Consider the following 16,441-nt stretch of genomic DNA (forward strand, 5'->3'; position numbering starts at 1 on the left):
ACCCAAGAATACGTATTGATTTTATTATTTCATGATGATATATTTCATATTGTTATATATCACATTGATATAAGGAGTGTTTACACAATGAAATTAATTATTCAGTTTCTCAAACAACCCGTAACCATCGTCGGGATTATTACTGCGCTGCTGTTCCAGGTCTTTTTCAGCCTCATCTGGATCACCGGCTACGATCATGTCACCGACCGGGTAGATCAGCTGCCGATCGCCATTGTTAACGGAGACGGCAGCGCTGCCCAGTCCATCGCCGACAATATATCGGCGTCCCTTAACTTCGAGCAGGTGAAGGGCCTCTCTCTGGCAGAGGCGCAGGACCGGCTCGGGCATCGTTCCCTCCGGATGATTATTGAGCTTCCCCAGGGCTTCACCGCTTCACTAAGCGAGCCTTCGTCCGGGGCCAAGATCCGCTATTATCTGAACGAATCCAATCCGCAAATGGTCTCGAATGTCATGCAGGGCGTAGCGGCCAAAGTCACTGCTGCCCTGGATGCAAAGAGCAGTGCTGCGGGACTTGGCGGCGTGCTCACAGCTTTGAAGCTGCCGGAGGCAGAAGCCGCAATGATTCGAAGCAGCGCAGCAAGCCGGATCAGCTCCGATATCCAGATTGTGAATCCGGCTACCAACTTCGCTGAAACCATGGTTCCGCTAATGGTCGTTACGGCTTCCTTCACCGGCGGCATGCTGCTGGCCATGAACCTGAGCAAGGCCTCCGCCAGTCTGGCCGCTGCTGCCGGCAAATGGCAGCGGCTTAGCGCCCGGTATGTGCTGATGGCCGGCACTGCACTTGCCGGCTCACTCATCAGCACTTCACTGCTGAACACTCTCGGTATCCACTCCTCGCAAGGCTTCCTCAGCCTGTGGATGTTCGAATTTGTTGTCATCCTCTCCTGCATGACGGTCGCCAATCTCAGTCTTGTGCTGCTCGGCGATGCCGGAGCGTGGCTGAACATTGCGCTGCTGTCCATGCAGATGCTGAGCTCCGGGGCAACGATTCCCCGGGACATACTGTCCCCCTTTTACCAGTCGGTCGGCCAGTTCTTCCCTGCTTACTATGCTGTGGACGGCATGCTGGATCTCGTCATAGGCGGTGAGGGTATAATGCACGACGTGACGGCGCTGCTCTATATTGCCGCTGTTGCAACAGCAGGCAGTGTGCTGCTTACCCTGCTCCGCCGGGAGAAAGGTGCAATCCGGGCCGAAGCGGCAGCCAATGCCTGAGTACCTGCGAAGCATCTATGGTCCAGACACCTTCCGCCAGTTCAAATTGAGTCCGGCAGCACAGATGTGATATGGTAGGAAGGAGAGAGAGGAGCGGCAGATGTTCATGAACATTCAAGATGTAATACTCGGGATTCTGAGTGAGAAGCCCCATTCGGGCTATGATATTAAGCGGCATTTCGAGGAGTATTTCTCCTTCTTCTTCGATGCAAGCTTCGGCACGATCTACCCCACCTTAAGCAAGATGGAGAAGCTGGGGCTGATCTCCAGGGAAGCGGTACGCCAGGAAGGCAAACCGGATAAGAACTTGTTTACAATTACCCCCGACGGTGAACAGCATTTCCAGAAGTATTTACGTCAGCCTGCGGAGAAGGAGGTGCTCCGTTCCGACTTCCTGATGCATCTGTATTTCGGGGACATGGCGGATGAAGAGACGATGCACACCCTGCTCCGCGAAGCCCTCCGGGCCAAACAGGAGATGTACGAGGATCTGGAGCATAAGCTGCAGGAGCTGGACAAGATCGGCAAGCTGACGCCCTCCCAGAAGCTCTGTATTGAGCTGGGGCTGGTGCAATACGATGCTTTTATCCGAAGAGTGCAGAGTGCGCTGGAGAGCTGAACTATCAGCATAGCCGCGCATAGATCCGCAAACAACACAAGACGGCAGTCCTCCTAAGCCTAAGCCCGGGAGCTGCCGTCTTTATTTATGCTATTTAAAAGGGACCGGAGTGCAAACACTGTTAAAGTGCCTGCGCTGCGGTCCCTGCTGTCATTATTTATGGTGCGGTTCAGAACAAAACTTATACGTGGTCGAAGCTAGCAATCAGTTCGTCGAGAACGTCTTTGCTGACCATTTTGCCTTTGAAGTTGATCAGGTTCTCGGCACTTCCGGAGAAGATACAAGTAGGTTCATATTTTCTGAGAATGATCTTTTCGCCGTCCACAAAAATTTCGAGCGGGTCTTTTATGTCAATTCCCATCGTTCTGCGTAGTTCAATCGGAATCACGATACGTCCCAGTTCATCTACTTTTCTTACAATACCTGTTGCTTTCATCATTATGCATCCTCCCTTGAAATAACGCTTGATTCATCATTCAGTGTTAAAAGCTATCAAAGCTTCTAAATAGTAGAAATGATTATGCTATATCTGCATTGTAAAGTGCTATTTCTTTCCTGTCAATTTTATTTCTACATCTTTTGATATATATCGACAAATTATTCGACAAAGTTTAGAGTATATTCGACAAAATAATAGCCTAAATCATATTTTATCCAATATCCTCTCGGATTGACAGTTTTTTATTTAAATTTTAGAAAAAACCTTGATTTTAGTAGTTTTGAGCTTCAGGTTAGCCTACCCGCTGCGACTCCGTTCCTATGTCTGTTCATGTTCATGAACATGTTCATAATTGTTCCCGCTCCCGTTCCCGTTTCCCATCTGCCCTTCTGCCCTTCTGCCCTTCTGCCCTTCTGCCTTTCTACTCTTCTACTCTTCTGCTCTTCTGCTCTTCTGCCTTTCTACTCTTCTACTCTTCTGCTCTTCTGCTCTTCTGCCCCCACCTTTTATTGTTGTCCATGATCCGCTTCGAGAACAGTTGGATAAAAGGCACTTAATACTGGCTCAAGTCCCTCTGCCGGAACAAGAGTTGGAAAAATGACACTTAAATCACGCCTAATTTACTCGGTTTGTAATATGGGCGGTAATTAAATGATCTTTTTCCACTTAATAGATCCAAAACTCTGTAAACGGGCAAAATAAGATACCTTTTTCCACTTCCTATATTTACCGGACCGTTACAACGTCTGCTTCGTCTATACACAAAATCGCGGGAAGTGAATCGAACAACGGGTTCGGCGGAATCAGACCGTTAATTCAGACGGTTGATTTCCCTATCAATAAAAATACCCCCTCATATAGCTGGAGTACTATCCTCCAGCCCTTGAGGGGGCGTTTCTTATTGAGGGTTAATCCTAAGACCGAAGCTCGAAGAGCCTCGCAGTCTTGCCCGGCGGCAGTGAGACGCTCAGGCTGCCTTCCGCCGGGTTCCAGCTCCATTCGGAGCCATGCGCCTGCGGATAGGCGCAGCGGGCCTCTGCGGCCTGTCCCTTCAGCTCAGGGACGGGCAGCGTAATCCCGGCTGCATCTCCGGCAATCCGCCATACGGCAATATAGCGGATATCTCCGTGGCGCAGACCGAAGCTGACCCACTCTCCGCTGCTGTCCGGCAGACCGAGCGGCCAGAAGGCGAACGCCTGCGGGATATGGGCGCGGATGGATTTGTAATAATCCAGCGCCTCCTTCACCAGGGCCCTGCGCTGCGGTGCAAGCTCGGCCAGATGCCCGCTCTGGTGGACACGGAGCAGCAGCGCATTGACCATGTTGAAGATGACCTCTTCATCATCGCCTTCGCGCAGCGGGTACGACCAGACGGCCGATTGCTCCGGCGTCAGCGCTGCCGGGGAGCCTGCGGCAATAGCCGCATACTGCACATAATCCTCCTGGTCGCTGGTCGACTGGATGCTGTGGCGGCTGAGCATGGCATAGTCCATCCGCATGCCGCCGCTGGAGCAGTTCTCGATCACCAGCTGCGGGTAACGGACGAAGATACTGTCCAGCCAGGCCAGATAGGCCCGGTTATGCTGCAGGAGACCATCCCCGAAGCTGTCCGCATCCGTCTCTGTGCCGATCCCTGCGTTGATGTTGTAATCCATCTTGATATAACCGACGCCGTATTCTTCCACCAGCCGGGCAATGACGCCATCGGCATGCTCTATAACCTTAGGGCTGCGGTAATCCAGCTGATACCGGCTGCGGTCCTTCACCCGCTTGCCGTGGCGCATGAAGAACCAGCTGTCATCAGTCTCAGCCAGCTTCGGACTGTTGATGCCCATAACCTCCAGCTCCAGCCAAAGTCCGGGAATCATCCCTTTGCTGCGGATATAGTCCAGCACATATTTGATGCCTTCCGGGAACCGCTCGGTCGACGGCTCCCACTGGCCCACGCCGTCCCACCATTCACCCGGGGCATACCAGCCGGCGTCGATACAGAAGTATTCACAGCCGACATCGGCGGCGGCATCAATCAGCGGCAGCAGCTTCTCCGTCGTCGGACTTCCCCACAGACAGTTCATGTAGTCGTTAAAAATAATCCGCAGCAGCTCATTGTCCTCATTCGGTCTGCGGATGATCCGCCGGTACGCGGTCAGCTGCTCTGCCGCGCCCTGGAAGCCGCCCTGCACAGCGCCTGCGGCAACCGGCACAGAGGTGAATTCTTCGCCCGGGGCCAGCTTCAGCCACCAATGATTGTCATGCTCCGTAGGCCCGCTGACCAGCAGCGTGAGCTGGTCGTACTGGTCCGTCAGCTCCCAGTGCCAGGAGCCGTTGTGCTCAATCTGCCAGAACAGGCTTGTCCCGCTCTCCTTGTTCTGCAGTACCGCCATCGGCAGCAGCTCAGCCGCCGACCAGGAGCCGGTATTGCTGGCGGCAATCCGCTTCGAGCCGCGGTCGGCCAGATGGGACATGCCCAGCTCCGGCAGGCTGTAGCTCTTCCACTGCAGCTCACTCTGCCAGCCGCTGTGAGCAAGGCTCACTTCGATTTTCTCATTGCGGTCCTTGCTGCCCTCTTTGTCCACTCCAGTAAGCGCAAACGAAGAAATGTACTCGACCGCAGCAGCCGCATCCCCTTCATTGCGCAGTACTGTCCAGGAGCGCACAATCTGCACGCCTGTATAGAACTGATAATGCTGTACCGCCTTCACTCCTGTCAACGGATCAACGAGTGTAATCTCCAGCTTACGTCCCAGAGGATTCATCGTATCGTTGTGCCCGCCATACACCATACGCAGCCCCGGATACGATGCACGGTGCGTCCGCCCGTGATACTCCGCCCGGTCTTCCCCGGACAGCTGAAGCTCCAGCAGCCGAAAGCCCACCTTGCTCTTCTCTTCGATCCTTCCCGCTTCAAGCGGCGCCGCCCCGAAATGCAGCAGCCGCACATCCTGTTCTTCCGTTATTTCAATTGTAAGATAAAGTCCGTTCTCGGTAATATCGATCAGCTTGCTGCTCATGTCTAATTTGGCCTCCTGACAAATGTTAATATTGATCTCCTTGGTTTCCCTGTTTCTCGGTCTCCCCTGATTATAAGGTCTTCTCTTGTATTCGTAACTTCTGATTTCTGCGTTGCTGCATAAGTGGCGCAGTAACGGAGGTGAAGTTTGGGTTGGAGGAGCGATAGCGTCCGCCTTTATGTTTGGATTTCCACTGCGAACAGCAGTTTAAATCAAGAAATCCAAACATAACAGCGGCCGGAAGCCCGAACATTCACCGCAGTTACGTCCAGCCACTTGCCGCCCACCGCTCTGAAATCGGTGTTGCATAGAAAGAAGGCCCCCTCAGTAATAATTCTACTTCGGAGGCCCTCCCGGTACTAAAGCTTTTATTGAGCGGACCCGAATTGAATCCAGGCCTTTTGAATTTCATCAATCGCTTGATCCTTAGTCTTGCTGCCGCCGATATAAGCCTGCATCAATTCACCGAATTTCTGGTGGAACGTATCCAGTGAGTAGTTCACCGACAGGTCGCCGGATTTCTCGGTTTTGAGGATTTCTTCCATTTCCTTAGGCATTTGCAGGTCAGGCATCGGTGCATCCTTGATTGGAGGAATAACCTTAGCTACTGTGGAGAACCAGCTCTTACCGTATTCGGAAGTGTACAGCCAGTTGAAGAATTCAATTGTTTCAGCTGCTACAGCAGAATCCTTGTTGATGCGCAGCGCCTGGTCGGCACCGGTGATGATCTGGGACTGCTCAGCTTTGTCGCTGACAGGGTAGCCGGCGATGCCGAGATCAAAGTCAGGGGTGATTTTCTTAATCGCTTCTTCATCCCATGCGCCTTTACCGGTCATGAATGCTGTTTTGCCAAGGGCAAAGTCACTGACTTCAGCATTGCTGTCGCGTTCCAGCGGCTTGTCCGTTCCGTGTTTTACAGTCGTATCAATGAAAGTGAAGAAGTTGTCCTTCAGCACCGGATGATCCGCGAAGGTCGTTTTGCCGGCGATGAAATCAGCTACGAGTGTCTTAGCGTCAGTACCTGCATCAGTTGCTGCAGCGTCAACGAAGTGTTGGAAGATATGCTTCCATACCCACCACTCTTTGTAGGCGTTGGCGAATGGCGTGATGCCCTTAGCTTCGAGCTTGGTGATGGCGTCATCCATTTCAGCGGTAGTCTTAGGAACTTCAGTGATGCCGGCATCTGCCAGCAGCTTCTTGTTGTACATCAGGACGAACAGGTTGCCTTTGACCGGAAGTCCCAGTACTTTGCCGTCTGTGGAGCTCATGTTGGAGCGGACAGCATCTGTCATCGCTGCTGCCAGCGGTTCATTGGTGAGGTCAGCACTGTATTCAGCGAAAGTATCGATATCGCCGCCAGCGGTAGTCTGGAACACGTCAGGCGTGCTGCCTGCGGCAATTTTGGATTTTAACACCGTATTGTAGTCAGCCTGCATAATTTCCAGATTGATCGTTACATTTGGCTTAACCTTCTTGTATTCAGCGATGTAGGCGTTGAAAGCGTCTGTGTACTCGGGAGATGCGGTAAACATATTAATCGTGACGGGCTTGGAAGAATCTGTAGCTGTATTCTCTGCTCCATTTGTTCCAGCCGTGTTGTTAGCGGCATTATTGTTGTTGTTCCCGCCGCAACCGGCCAGCAGTCCGCCGACGAGCAGCAGACTCGCAGATAGTGCCATAAATCGTTTTAACATGATGTTGCCCCCTTTTCCTTATGCATCTTGTGGTCTTGCTCATCATTCTAAATAAAAAGAAAAAGGATAAGAATGTACATAAGTGAACTTATGAGGGTAAAAAAGTGTGTTCATGTAACCGTTTCACTTTTCTACCCCAGGCAGCTGCAGCCGGAATTCAGAAGGTGAACAATCGTAGTAATTGCGGAACGCCTTGCTGAAATAGTTCTTATCCTTGTACCCCAGCATTTCGGAAATATCCTGAATTTTGAGGCCGGGATCGGACAGCAGTGCTTTGGCTTTGTCCATTCTCACCTTTTGCACATACTCATGAATGCCGTATCCGTACTGCCCCTTGAACAGCTTCATCAAGTATTCTCTGCTCAGGAAATATTTATCCGTGAACATCGATATCTTAATATCCTCAAAATAATGGTTATCAATGTATGCTTTAATATTTTCCAGCACGCTGCTGCGGTCTCCGGATAACGTCCGGCTGATCTCTCCGGAATAAACGTCGAATATTTGGTTAAGTACACGCTCAAACTGTTCAAAGGAGGCAAAATCGCTGCGGATGCCCAGGGCATTCAGCCCCTTATCCTTGCTGCTGCGGATCTGCGGCGGCACTGCATCCAACTGTGCAGCAATCTCATTGAGGAGAATAATGAATTCCTGTAGTGTTCTGTCCGCTTCACCCAGCGTGAAATGCTCCGCACTCTTCCACTTGGAGACAAACTCGCTGAAAATGTTGCGCGCATGGTTCACGTTCCCGCTCTCCAGGCTGCTGCGGATCTGCGGCATCCGCCCGGTCAGTGAGGGATTGTCCCTGGACGCCGGCTTCTCCATCATGCTGCCGCCGCTCTGCAGGATCATGCTGTCCTTCATGCTCAGCAGGTCAATCCGGTCCAGTGCCTCTTTGGCCTGCTCATAAGAACCGGCAATACTCAGGAGATCGCTGTACGGATCACCTATTCCGCCGGCACAGACGATGCCGAACAGCTCCTTCAGCGTAGCTGCGGCCTTCTTCATATGATGCAGAGACAGAAAGGCAGCGTCCGCCCCATATCCGCCTTTCATCGTAAAGATAGCGATAAACTCCCGCTCCCCCTTGGGACTGGCAAAGCTGAACGACTCAAACTGTCCGTCACTGTTCTCATTCATTACATTAGTTACGGCAAAATGCAGCAGATCCCGGTCCTCATGAAATCTTTCTTTACGCACCTGCTCCAGATTAAGCATCCGCAGAATACCTACAGCGAAATGGCTGGCCGCCCCGTCCGCACCGATCAGCGGCAGGAAGGCTTCATTGGACTGGGTTTTGAAGCTGCGGTCTATAATGGACAAATACATCTTCTCCTTCAGCTTCGGCAAAGACATATTCAGTGTAATATTGCGGTTGATGAACTCGCTCTCCCGCTTCCGCTTCGCTTCGAGTATGTCCACCGCCTTGCGCAGTGCATGGTTAAGATCGGTCCGGTTGACCGGCTTCAAAAGATAATCCACCACCTTGGAGCGGATCGCCTGGCGCGTATATTCAAAATCATTGTAGCCGCTGATCACAATCAGCAGCAGATCCGGGAACTCCTCCTCGGCGATCTGCAGTAGCTGGGCACCGCTCAGCTCCGGCATTTTCATATCCACCAGCACCAGATCGAATTTCTCCCGGCGCAGCATCTCCAGCCCCGCCTGGCCATTGGTCGCCTCCAGAACCTGTCCGACACCCAGCCCCTTCCAGTCCCCCAGAATATTGATCGCTTCGCGCAAAGGCTCCTCATCGTCTATAATCAGCACTTTATACATGTTGTCCTACTCCTCCCCGCGGCAGCCGCATATCCATTTGTGTCCCGTGTTCACTGCTGTGAATGGCCAAACCCGCCTCTTCTCCATATAAGAGCTTAAGCCGGGTGTTAAGGTTCTTCAGGCCAATGCTCTCATTGCCGTCCTCTTCCTCCGCCTCCGAATCGCGGTCCTCCCACTGAATCTGCAGAGAGCTCATCACCTGCTCCAGCCGCTCCTCATTGATTCCCGGCCCGTCATCCCGTACAGAAATTACGCTGTGGGTAGCGGTAACATGTGCCTCAATACGGATGGTAACCGTAGTGGATACCTTTTCCAGCGCATGCTTGATGCAGTTCTCCACCAGCGTCTGAATCGACAGCTTGGGAATCCTCAGCTCCATCAGGCTTTCATCCCAGTCGTACACGACCTGCATCCGGCTGCCAAACCGCGCCTTCTGCAGCGCCAGATAACGCTCAATATGCCGCAGCTCTTCCCGGGCCTGCACAACATCCCGCCCGCTGATGCAGTATCTCAGCGTCATGGCCAGATTGTCGACCATCTCGACGATATCATCATTGTTGTTCTTGAGCGCCTTGGTGGAGATGGCCTGCAGCGCATTATACAGGAAATGAGGATTAATCTCGGCCTCCAGCGCTTTGAGGACCGCATTTTTTTCCACGATTTTCATTTTATAGCGTTCATTAATCAGTTCATTGGTCTTCTCGACCATCTTATTGAAGTGGCGTGACAGATAAGCGATCTCATCCTTACCCTCCACCGTTGCCTCGGCATCGAAGCTCCCCGTACTGAAGCGCTTCATCTGCAGCGACAGATTCTTCAGCGGGTGCGTAATTCTATTCGAAGTGACGCTGACCAGCACCACGGACAATACCAGGAACAGCAGGCCGATGAATACATTCAGCTTACGGGTCGTTGTCGCCGCGGCATAGATTTCTGTATACGGAATCGGCTTGACGAGCTTCCAGCCTTCTTTTTGACTGATGTCGTAGATCACCAGGTACTTCTGTTCTTCATCCGACCACGTCACACGCCCGTTCTTCTCCGGTGTCAATTGGTCCAGCAGCCCAGCCTCTCTGCTCCCCTGATAGAATTCCTTATCGTCCACTGTAAAAGGCTCATTATCCGGGCTGATATACATCAGATGCTGGCCGGTGCTGAACGGAATATCCTTCATAATCTCATCGGTCACCGACGAGTTAAGGTATAGGGACAGTACGGCCTGCGGCTCCCTCGACACAATGGAACGCAGCAGCCGGTGATAGCCCATGAAGACCTTGTCCTTGTTAACGGGATAATCCACACTGCTCTCCGCAGCCGGGGCTTCTTCCACAAAAGACTGATAGGAGCGGTTGAACGGACTCGCCAGTGCCCGCTTATACCAGGACAGATTGTCGATCGGCGGATGTTCGGTCACCCGGACCGTAATATTATAGTTCTCCTTGGTGACATAATAATACTTGTGCTCCTTGATCACGTACAGGTATACCGCCTCCAGGTCATTGCGGGAGAAATACAGATTCTTCAGATAATCCTCCACATACATCTTGGAGCCGTAGTCCTCTGATTCATGGAGGATGGCATAGGCGAACTCATCATATGAGATCTGTGGCAGGGACAATTGTTCAATTCCGCTCAGGTAACTCTCCAGATTGCGTCCGACCAGCAGCAGATTATTGCTCGTGCTCGCAATACTGTTGTTCACCGATTCCTTGCGCAGCATTCCATAGGAAATGTACGTCAATGAGCTTACCACCAGAATGATGATTATAGTGAACAAAAGAATCAGTTTGTTGGCCAGCCTGCGGGAAATGCGCTCCAGTAAAGGCTCAAACAGCTTGTACAGCGTTCGTCTAATCATGTTCTCCGTCTCCCCGCTGGTGTATCAGGCCTCAGTCCCGGACTCATTTTTGTCATCCGGACTCAGTTCACCTTTTTACCCCTAACTGTACTCTTAAATCCATTTTTGAGTATAGGGGTCTGATCTATAATACACAATATAGACTAACCGGAATGGTTATGTGTGGCAAGCCAGGCACAATACTCCCACCCTATAACTCAAGAAGAGGTGCATCCATGTTAAAAACACTCGGCAAAAGATGGCGCGAGAAATTCGAATTCGGAATCTTCACACTCCCGGTTCTGATCTGTATCGCAGTTGCATTCTACATTCCCTTTGCCATGACCATCCGTTATTCGATGACGAAGTGGAACGGGATTTCCAAGCATCCCAAATTCGTCGGACTGGACAACTTCAAACAGATCTTCTCGGGGGATACGAACTTCTCCGATGCGGCCTGGTTCACGATTAAATATGCAATCCTTTACATTGTGATCGTCAACGTGCTGGCGATTCTGCTGGCCGTGCTGCTGGACATGAAGCTGAAGAGCACCTCCTGGCTGAGAGCGGCATTCTTTATCCCTTATATCCTCAGTCTTGTCATTGTCGGCTTCATCTGGAAGTTCATCTTCATGCAGGGCTTCAACTCACTCGGTGAGAGCACCGGCTGGGCCATCTTCGACTTAAGCTGGCTCGGGACACCGGGACTGGCGTTCATCTCCATCTTAGGCGTATCTATCTGGCAGTCGATCGGTTTCTATCTGGTCATCTACATCGCCGGTCTGCAGTCTGTGCCGGAAGATCTTAAGGAGGCTGCTACCGTAGACGGCGCAGGTCCGATGAGAAGATTCTTCAGCATTACGCTGCCGCTGCTTGCCCCATCGATTACGATATCCGTCTTCATGGCGCTGACCAACTCGATCAAGGTATTCGACGTCATTCTGTCGCTGACAGGCGGCGGCCCTGGCGGAACCACCTACAGCATCGCTTATGATATTTACCGGGATACGTTCCAGAACAATCTGTACGGCTACGGTACGGCGAAAGCGCTTATCCTGTTCCTGGCAGTACTTGTCGTGACGATCATCCAGCTGACAGTCTTCAAACGGAGAGAGGTTGAGGCATAATGAAAACAAACAACAACAAGGCAGGCAAGATCATACTGGAAGTTGTTTTGGTCATATTGTCTCTGCTGTTCTTGTATCCGCTGTTCCTGACGATTATTAACTCCCTGAAAAGCTTCAGCGAGGTCATGACCGACGTTATCGCGCTGCCGAAGCACCTGACCTTCAGCAACTATTCCTATGTCTGGAAATTCATCAACTATCCGCGGCTGTTCCTGAACAACTTCGTGATTACCGGCGTCGGCCTGCTCGGCATCGTCTTCATCTCCTCCATCGCCGCCTATAAGCTGGCACGGACCAAAACCAGATGGAGCGGTGTGATCTACTTCCTGTGCATTATGCCGATGCTGATCCCGTTCCAGTCGATCATGCTGACTGTGCTGCAGACGGCCAAGAACCTGCATCTGTCCGAGAGCACCTGGGGACTGGGCCTCTTATACTGGGGCTTCGGCGCACCGCTGGCGGTATTCATCTACCACGGCTTCGTGAAGGGAATCCCGACTGAGATCGATGAAAGTGCGACCATCGACGGCGCATCCGGCTTCCGCCTGTTCTTCAGCGTGATCTTCCCGCTACTGAAATCGGTAACCACCACCATCGTCATCATCGACGTGATGTGGATCTGGAATGACTTCCTGCTCCCGCTGCTGATGGTTAACGGCTCGCCGGATACAAAGACATTGACACTGGCCGCTTACACCTTCGTCGGTCAATATACCTCGGACTGGCAGTATGCCATGACCGCCATGGTAATGGCCGTATTGCCATCCATCGTTGTCTTCATCTTCCTGCAAAAGTACATCGTCAAAGGTGTAGTTGCCGGGGCTGTTAAGGGCTGATCCCTGACCCTGCTCCTCACCCCGCGCCGCAAATAAGGCACGGCTAAGCGGATTTCGCTTGGCCGTGCCTTTTGCTGTTGTGCAGGATCTACGTTTGTGTTGTGAGGATGCTGTGTGAACGGACCGTTGTCCCCATCGCTCTTGTGTCCAAATTATATTTATTCTTCTTAGTGGTGAAAATCTGGAGACTGCTTATGCTTCCGAAGTGAGCTTTCCTGCGGAAAGCTTTCAGACGGTCGCTACCGCTGGTACACAATCGTTCCGTCCTCTCCGCTGTTCAAGCTGGAAAACATCTACAAACCTCAACAAAAAAGTCACCCTGACGGGAGAAACTAGCTGGGCTTATGCGGCTTATGGAGCCTGTGCAGCTTATGTAAATTTAAGGGCACTAGTGCCCCTCATTTGCTTCTTTGGCTCTCATTTGGGGAATTCAAGGGCACTAATGCCCCTCATTTGCTCCTTTGGCTCTCATTCTGGGAATTCAAGGGCACTAATGCCCCTCATTTGCTCCTTTGGCTCTCATTTGGGGAATTCAAGGGCACTAATGCCCCTCATTTGCTCCTTTGGCCCGTATTCAGGGAAATTAGAGGGATTTATCCCTTTGATTTCCCCATTCCGCGTACTTTCGGCGGAATTAGAGGGATTTATCCCTTTGATTTCTCCATTCCGCCCACTTTCGGCGGAATTAGAGGGATTTATCCCTTTAATTTTCACATTCCGCCTACTTTCGGCGGAAATAGAGGGATTTATCCCTTTGATTTCCCCATCCTGCCGACTTCTGTGCCTGAGCAAGCACACACTCGTCCTTCCAACGGAGCTGCTCCAAATTCCAAAGAAACTTATCCACAACAGACGAAGTTCATAATTCCCTATACAGAAAAAAAGCCCGCCCGCCGGCAAGGCGTAACGGACTCTATTCTAGTCGCTCAGATGACTTTACTTTATTTCGCCAATATTGGCCTCTTTTTCTCGTTGCGGCTCAGATGCACTCATCCTGCTGTTTCGGGTCCGAAACGGCGGGAATCAGGAGCTTAACGGCTCTCTGTCCGCATGGGCGGATAATGCAGCTTTTCGAGTATAATAACGTCCCTACAGTCCGCACGACCTCCGCCACTCCCACCCTTTCAAGCACTCCCAACGTTTGCCTTCCAAGTAAGGACGTATAAAAGAATGGTGTGCCCCATCGTTGCTTCCCAATAGAAGCCATAGTTCGTATGTTACTTATAAATCTTTTACCGCCGTCCACATGCTTCGTCCACTCCAGACAATCAGCCGGATATTCCTGCTACTTTATATGCCTTTGCTAATCCACCTCATATACAGTCTACAACCAACCGCTTTTCTACTCTCTACTCCTCTACCGTCCTTACTCGTCCCAGTATTCTCTCTCTGTTGCATAACACTACACCGTTCACTTCTCTGTCCTGCTCTTATCCACATTTTCTCTATATAGTCTATCGGTCTTGGCCTTGCCCCTTAGTTCTCCCGTCTGCCGACTACTGCAGCTTCATCGCAACCCGGTACACCGGTGTAGCCGTAACACTGTGGAACACAGCAATGGCTTCGCCCTCGAATACCTTCTCCACCGCCATAGCGGCATCAGCAGCCAAGGTTACAGCACCCGTGCGGCGCGGTGTGGTTTCCAGGATGATCTCGCCTCTGCGGAGGACATCGCGGAACCGGGACAAGCCGATCTCCCAAGGCAGGCCGTTGTAGAAATGATCATGGAATAATTGCCCGCCAGCAAAGGCATAGCCCACATTCCCCGTATAATCAATGCTCAGCAGCACTTCCCCGGTTCCTTGAAGAACATCCTCCGGCAGCCCGAGCGCAAGCTTATGGTCATGAAGCCGCCGCGTGGTAAGCGCGATCTCCTTCAGAGGAACCTGCACATCATAGATCCGGAACCAGCCCTCCGTCCGTCCGCTGATAGCTGCTTCAGCCTGCAGCGTGCTCCACTGCGCGGCTGGCACCACTGCTCCACCGGCATATTCACGGAACGTGAAGGCATTCTGCCCGCTGCTAAGGAATTCAATGCCCTCGGGGGTCTGAACAAGCGGAACCTCCGAGAACACAATCCGGCTCTGACCGCCGTCCTCCAGCTCCCACAGCTTTGCAGCATCCTTGGCACTCATCGCGTAAATCCGTACTTCTCTGGCTCCGTCACGCTTGATTACGATCATAGACGACACCTGATGCGGAATGAGTACGTTGTAGCTGCTCCCGCTTCCTTCAATCGTTCCGACATCTGTTGATACACTAAGAATACCGTCCTGCGCATCCAGCAGGAACTCACCATCCACACCCTCCGGCATCGCGAAGAAATAAGTGACGGCTTCAGCAGATTCCACAGAGGTGACCGGCTGGGCCGTTGCATACTTAAGATTCAGCCCATCCAGAGCAAAGTTGAACGGCAGCAGGAATGCAGCCTTGGGCTTGACGGTCAGCGAACTCCGCTGCGGGAAGCTGATCATCTCCTCCCCAAGCTTAACTTCAAATACAACCTCTTCATGCCCATCCATCTCAACATGATCCTGATAATTATTGACGAATAAGAACCCGGACCTGCCATCCGTACGGACAGCATAACGCAGCGTATGCGCATCATCAGGAGTAACCGCCTCTGCACCTTCCGGAAGCACGGTTGCCATAGGAGCAAGCCGGTCTGCGAATTGGCGGAGGAAATAATGCAGCGGGCGCAGCAAGCCGTTAGATTCACGGATCTGTCCGAACTCGCCAATCGGTGCCTGAAAATCGTACGTCAGCTTAGGCGTTGTGCTCTCGTTCAGGTAACCTGTTCTGCCCACAGGATTCGTGCCGCCATGGAACATATAATAACCGATGAAGTTGCAGCCGCCGGCAAGCTTCATCAGGGTCATGGCCAGTACACTTTCCGGTTCTACCTGGAACCGGGACAGATACCAGGTCTGCATGCCGCCGCCCATCTCGCAGCAGGCAAACGGATATTTTGTCCGGGGATACGGCGGATTGAACTCTCCCCCCGGCGCCTGATCATCATGGAAATTCACAAATACATATTCAGGTGTCGGTGTCTGGGTTTGACCCGGGTCACTGATGCTCCACGGGGTATAAGCATATCCGCCATACAGCGGCAGGACTTCATCTTCCAGGAACGGCGCCTCCCCCCAGCCGGTGCTGGTATAGATCGGCGCAATCAGGCCGGAATCCACCGCATACTCCTTGAGCAGGCGCATATGTGCTGCACCTTCCTCGCCGCCTATTCCTCCGCTAAGATATTCGTCCCCCTGCTTCGCCGTCTGTTCCCAGAGCGCAGCGGCAGCATTGAATTCATTCTCCAGCTGAATCCCGATCACCGGCCCGCCATCCTTATACATCAGCGCATCAGCCTCCCGGCCAATCTCTGCAAACAATCGTCTTACATAACTCAGATACCCTTCATCATTGGAGCGGACATCGAATTCCCGCCCGAACAGCCAGTCCGGGAGTCCCCCGTTACGGACCTCGCCATGACAGAACGGACCGACACGCAGGATAACATAGAGCCCGTTATCGTGGCACAGCTCCACAAACTTCCGGAGATTGCGGTTGCCGCTCCAATCGAATTCCCCTTCTATTTCTTCATGATGATTCCAGAAGATATAGGTGGCGATCACATTGATTCCTGACATCTTCATCTGCCGGAGTTCCGTCTCCCAGTCCGCTTCCGGATATCGTGAATAGTGGAACTCCCCGCAGATAGCGAAATAAGGCTTGCCGTTAAGCTCCATGTAGTAATTGGTGAAGCTGATCTGGTCACCCTCCGGGTTGCTTCCCCCGAGTCGCAGGGTCGACGGATAGATTTCCTTCGGGGCAATATGGGCTTGTATCGTATGCTTCAT

Annotated in this window: 10 protein-coding genes; 4 read left to right on the forward strand and 6 right to left on the reverse strand. The window is 52.1% G+C overall.

The genetic code is table 11. The features are described 5' to 3' along the window. Positions 1-87: 87 nt before the first annotated feature. On the forward strand, positions 88-1,239 hold the full coding sequence (locus tag MHI42_RS09935) for an ABC transporter permease (RefSeq protein WP_342423665.1): 1,152 nt from the start codon (positions 88-90) through the stop codon (positions 1,237-1,239). 106 nt (positions 1,240-1,345) lie between these two features. Beyond that, positions 1,346-1,858 carry a PadR family transcriptional regulator gene (locus MHI42_RS09940; protein ID WP_047014152.1) on the forward strand — a complete coding sequence of 171 codons (513 nt, stop codon included), beginning with the start codon at positions 1,346-1,348 and terminating at the stop codon, positions 1,856-1,858. A gap of 181 nt (positions 1,859-2,039) precedes the next feature. Here MHI42_RS09940 and MHI42_RS09945 read toward each other — a convergent pair whose 3' ends face one another. The 5 genes from MHI42_RS09945 to MHI42_RS09965 all read right to left on the reverse strand — a co-directional run bounded on the left by MHI42_RS09945 (position 2,040) and on the right by MHI42_RS09965 (position 10,639). Beyond that, positions 2,040-2,297, reverse strand: coding sequence for an AbrB/MazE/SpoVT family DNA-binding domain-containing protein (locus MHI42_RS09945; protein WP_025708535.1), 258 nt, complete (start codon positions 2,295-2,297; stop codon positions 2,040-2,042). Positions 2,298-3,211: 914 nt separating this feature from the next. Next, positions 3,212-5,308: an alpha-galactosidase gene (locus tag MHI42_RS09950; RefSeq protein ID WP_342423666.1), complete on the reverse strand. Its 2,097-nt coding sequence runs from the start codon at positions 5,306-5,308 to the stop codon at positions 3,212-3,214. Positions 5,309-5,676: 368 nt separating this feature from the next. After that, positions 5,677-7,002 carry an extracellular solute-binding protein gene (locus MHI42_RS09955; RefSeq protein ID WP_171715621.1) on the reverse strand — a complete coding sequence of 442 codons (1,326 nt, stop codon included), beginning with the start codon at positions 7,000-7,002 and terminating at the stop codon, positions 5,677-5,679. A 123-nt stretch (positions 7,003-7,125) separates the two neighbouring features. Next, positions 7,126-8,781, reverse strand: a complete 1,656-nt coding sequence (locus tag MHI42_RS09960) for a response regulator (RefSeq protein WP_342423667.1) — start codon at positions 8,779-8,781, stop codon at positions 7,126-7,128. Continuing rightward, complete coding sequence (locus MHI42_RS09965; RefSeq protein ID WP_171715623.1) at positions 8,774-10,639, reverse strand: sensor histidine kinase; 1,866 nt, start codon at positions 10,637-10,639, stop codon at positions 8,774-8,776. Before MHI42_RS09965 ends, MHI42_RS09960 begins: the two co-directional genes overlap by 8 nt. Before the next feature lie 215 nt (positions 10,640-10,854). On the opposite strand from MHI42_RS09965, the gene MHI42_RS09970 reads away from it, so the two are divergent. Continuing rightward, a complete protein-coding gene (locus MHI42_RS09970) occupies positions 10,855-11,745 on the forward strand; it encodes a sugar ABC transporter permease (protein ID WP_042135351.1) in 891 nt (296 codons plus the stop codon). Further along, the gene (locus MHI42_RS09975) at positions 11,745-12,581 is read left to right on the forward strand and encodes a carbohydrate ABC transporter permease (protein ID WP_042135350.1); all 837 of its coding nucleotides are present in this window, start codon (positions 11,745-11,747) and stop codon (positions 12,579-12,581) included. The genes MHI42_RS09970 and MHI42_RS09975 overlap by 1 nt, the downstream gene beginning before the upstream one ends. A 1,496-nt stretch (positions 12,582-14,077) precedes the next feature. On the opposite strand, the gene MHI42_RS09980 is transcribed toward MHI42_RS09975, so the two are convergent. After that, positions 14,078-16,441, reverse strand: coding sequence for a beta-galactosidase (locus MHI42_RS09980; RefSeq protein WP_342423668.1), 2,364 nt, complete (start codon positions 16,439-16,441; stop codon positions 14,078-14,080).

Origin of the sequence: Paenibacillus sp. FSL E2-0178, from assembly GCF_038593005.1 — a bacterium.
Classification (GTDB): domain Bacteria; phylum Bacillota; class Bacilli; order Paenibacillales; family Paenibacillaceae; genus Paenibacillus_AQ; species Paenibacillus_AQ phytohabitans.